The sequence below is a fragment of the Caulobacter sp. S45 genome, assembly GCF_903642205.1.
Taxonomy (GTDB): domain Bacteria; phylum Pseudomonadota; class Alphaproteobacteria; order Caulobacterales; family Caulobacteraceae; genus CAHJWH01.
Map to the genome: position 1 here is coordinate 1 of NZ_CAHJWH010000260.1, position 2,594 is coordinate 2,594.

Annotated in this window: 6 protein-coding genes; 3 read left to right on the forward strand and 3 right to left on the reverse strand. The window is 67.2% G+C overall.

Features of this window, described 5'->3' with window-relative positions:
• Positions 1-210 (forward strand): hypothetical protein (locus HUV06_RS15800; RefSeq protein ID WP_174302195.1); only part of this gene is annotated, 210 nt, incomplete at its 5' end.
• Between the two features lie 119 nt (positions 211-329).
• On the opposite strand, the gene HUV06_RS15805 is transcribed toward HUV06_RS15800, so the two are convergent.
• From HUV06_RS15805 to HUV06_RS15815, 3 genes are all read right to left on the reverse strand, one after another.
• Entirely contained in the window at positions 330-551 is a 222-nt protein-coding gene (locus HUV06_RS15805) for a hypothetical protein (protein ID WP_174302196.1), read from the reverse strand.
• A gap of 114 nt (positions 552-665) precedes the next feature.
• Complete coding sequence (locus tag HUV06_RS15810) at positions 666-866, reverse strand: hypothetical protein (protein WP_174302197.1); 201 nt, start codon at positions 864-866, stop codon at positions 666-668.
• Between the two features lie 3 nt (positions 867-869).
• A complete protein-coding gene (locus HUV06_RS15815) occupies positions 870-1,049 on the reverse strand; it encodes a hypothetical protein (protein WP_174302198.1) in 180 nt (59 codons plus the stop codon).
• A gap of 25 nt (positions 1,050-1,074) precedes the next feature.
• Between HUV06_RS15815 and HUV06_RS15820 the strand changes: the two genes are divergently transcribed.
• Positions 1,075-1,617: a hypothetical protein gene (locus HUV06_RS15820; protein ID WP_174302199.1), complete on the forward strand. Its 543-nt coding sequence runs from the start codon at positions 1,075-1,077 to the stop codon at positions 1,615-1,617.
• A gap of 262 nt (positions 1,618-1,879) precedes the next feature.
• On the forward strand, positions 1,880-2,236 hold the full coding sequence (locus tag HUV06_RS15825) for a hypothetical protein (protein ID WP_174302200.1): 357 nt from the start codon (positions 1,880-1,882) through the stop codon (positions 2,234-2,236).
• The last annotated feature ends 358 nt before the right edge of the window (positions 2,237-2,594 follow it).

The window sequence follows — 2,594 nt, forward strand, 5'->3', positions numbered from 1 at the left end:
TCGGACCTCGGCCTGCCGACGAAGAACGTCCGGCGCTGGATCGACATGGACAGCATCCCGGCCGAGTGGTTCGCGCCCATCGCGCGCGCCGCAGCCAGTAGGGGTTTCCGCGAGATCACGGTGGAGATGCTCGCCGCCCGAGCTGAAGGGCGCGGTATAGCTGCTCGCGCGGCCAAGCCGGCAAGGCACGAGCAGGCGAGCGCCGCCTGATGCACCCGCCACCAGACGCGCCCGTGCGCGAGCAGAATTTGGAAGCCTACCCGCGGAGCCAAGATAGAGCGTCGTCGTACAGCCAAACGGTTGAGGCGATCCTGGACGAGGCGGTCACCCTACTCTCGGCCGCGCAGGGTCTGCGCCCGATCTTTGCCAAGCTCTTTAAGGCGGACCACTTCTTCCTGAACGCGATGAGCCGAGACGCGGAACTCGGTCCCGCACTCGCGACAGGTGAAGTGACGCTGCTGCTCCAGCCGTCCGACGCTGCGGGTCGCCTTCTTTCCGCATTTCAGACAGCGCACGCGCAGATCGACGTCCTGAAGACCCTCGCCGGCCATCTCGACTCTCCTTCGATGGACGCATGGATCATCCACTCAACGCCTTGGCGCTGCAATGCAGGACAATCTTTCCACCGCGAGGGGGAATCAGGCCGACTCGTCTGCCCAGACATCTCAGGCCTCCTTCGCCCCGATCTCCCCGCGCTCCAGGTCCCGCACGACCATGGCCAGCCCACGGTCGGTAAACCTGTCCGCCCATTTCCGCAGGGTATCGGCCCTCTCGCCTCGTATGTGCGAGGCCACCCCGTTAATGTCCCGCGCGGCCTTCAGCAGGTCCACGGCCAGCTCCAGCGAGTAGTGTCGTTCAGCGCTCATCGCTCAGTCTCTCTTCGGTTTCCGCTTCGTCCGGCTCAGCCGCGCCTTGGCGAGCTGTCCTTGGTCCTCGCTGATCGCCCGCCACATGCCGGCTCGGTCCGGGTCCTTGCGCATGGCGATGGCCGCGCCGCCCGCATCGGCGGCATGGCGGATCGCGGCCAGGGTGTCGGCGTCGTCGTCCATCTCAGTTTCCCCTTGGAGAGCACGAATGAAGTGGCTGGACGACTTTACGGCCGGCTTCAGCGCGGAAGGCCGGGCGGCGAAGCGAGCGCGCGCCAGGCAGGCGCTTGGTCTGCCGCTGCTGCTCCACGAAAGGCTCATGCGTCCCGCGACGGAGGTCGAGCAGCTCAGGCTTCTGGGTCGCGTGTCGGCTTCGGAGCCGAAGGTCGACGTGCTCGCCCACGCCCTCAAGAACCCCAGCTTCGAGTTGCTGAAGCCCCCTATCCAGCCGGTGCGCCCGGCGGATGCACCGACGCCCTCGGTGCCCACAACGGAGTCCCCCCAAATGTCCGACATCGACAAACTCGCCAAGGGCGAGCTTACCGTTCCCGCTTTCGTCACGAAGGTGGTGGGCGAGATCAACGCCAACGCGGCCCTGAAGTCCGCGGCGTCCTTTGTTCTGATGCTGCTGGCGCCGACCATCGAGAAGGCCCTGGGGTCTTCGACGGTGGCGACCTCCATCGTGCAGGACATCGAGGCCGGCCTGAGCGGCCAGTCCCTGAGCGCCGGCATGGCCGGGCTGGGCGTCTAAGCGGATCATCTGTTCGCCGGGCAGGCCAGGGCGGCTCCAACCGCCCTGGTCTGATCCGCTCCATTCAGGATCGCGTTCCCGCGCGCCCTGAACCTATCCGCCGCTCTGTAGGCGGCACGTCTCACACAGTCATCGCATCCCGCGCCGGCCATCGCCAAGATGTTCGACGCCCGCAGGTAGCTGGTGGCCAGATCGCCGCTGCCTTTCATCTGCAAACCCTCTGTCCAGCTCCGTTGCGAGATCACTCATGACGGACATGCAGATGCATTTCACCGAAAACGATCTCAGCGAAATGCTGGGAACGATGCTGCGCCAGCGCACCGCCTCGGCGAAGGACTTGGCCCACAGGATCAGGGTCGATCCCCGCGCCGCCGAGGGCTACCGCGCCGGGCGCCACCTGCCTCCCCTCCCTGTCTTCTTCCGCATCGTTGGAGCTTTAGGCGACGACATCCGCGAAGCCCTCCAGAACCCCGTGGAGACCCATGCCCGCCTCACCGCCGAGATCGACGCCGCCGAACGAGCCGCAGCCGAGAAGCGGCGCATCCGCGACGCGCTGGCTGGCCGTCCAGCTGGCGTGGAGGCGGTTTCGCCAGCGTCTGAGGGAGTTCAGGCGCGATGAGACCGCAGCCGGCCCTCCGCTGCCCCTGGACAGGCCCTGACGGGAGCGCTCGGCCGTGAGCGACATCATCCCCTTTCCAATCCCCGCGAGGTCTGTGGACCCTGTGGTGATGTGCCGGGGCGCGGGGGCGGCCGATGCCGCTCCCGCGCCTTCACGGCGCTCTCGCAAGATCAGCAACCTCAGCCTAGCGCAGCGAATGGCCTGCGCCTACCGCTTCGCCTGGCGCGGCGCTGACCGCTGTCGCGTCGGAACCGACCTGGGCGCCGGCTGGACTTGCCTCGCTTTAGTGGAGAGCCGTTGGCTACTGAGCGGCCTGTCTCTCGAACGCGGCCGGGCTGACGAAGTCCAGCGCCGAGTG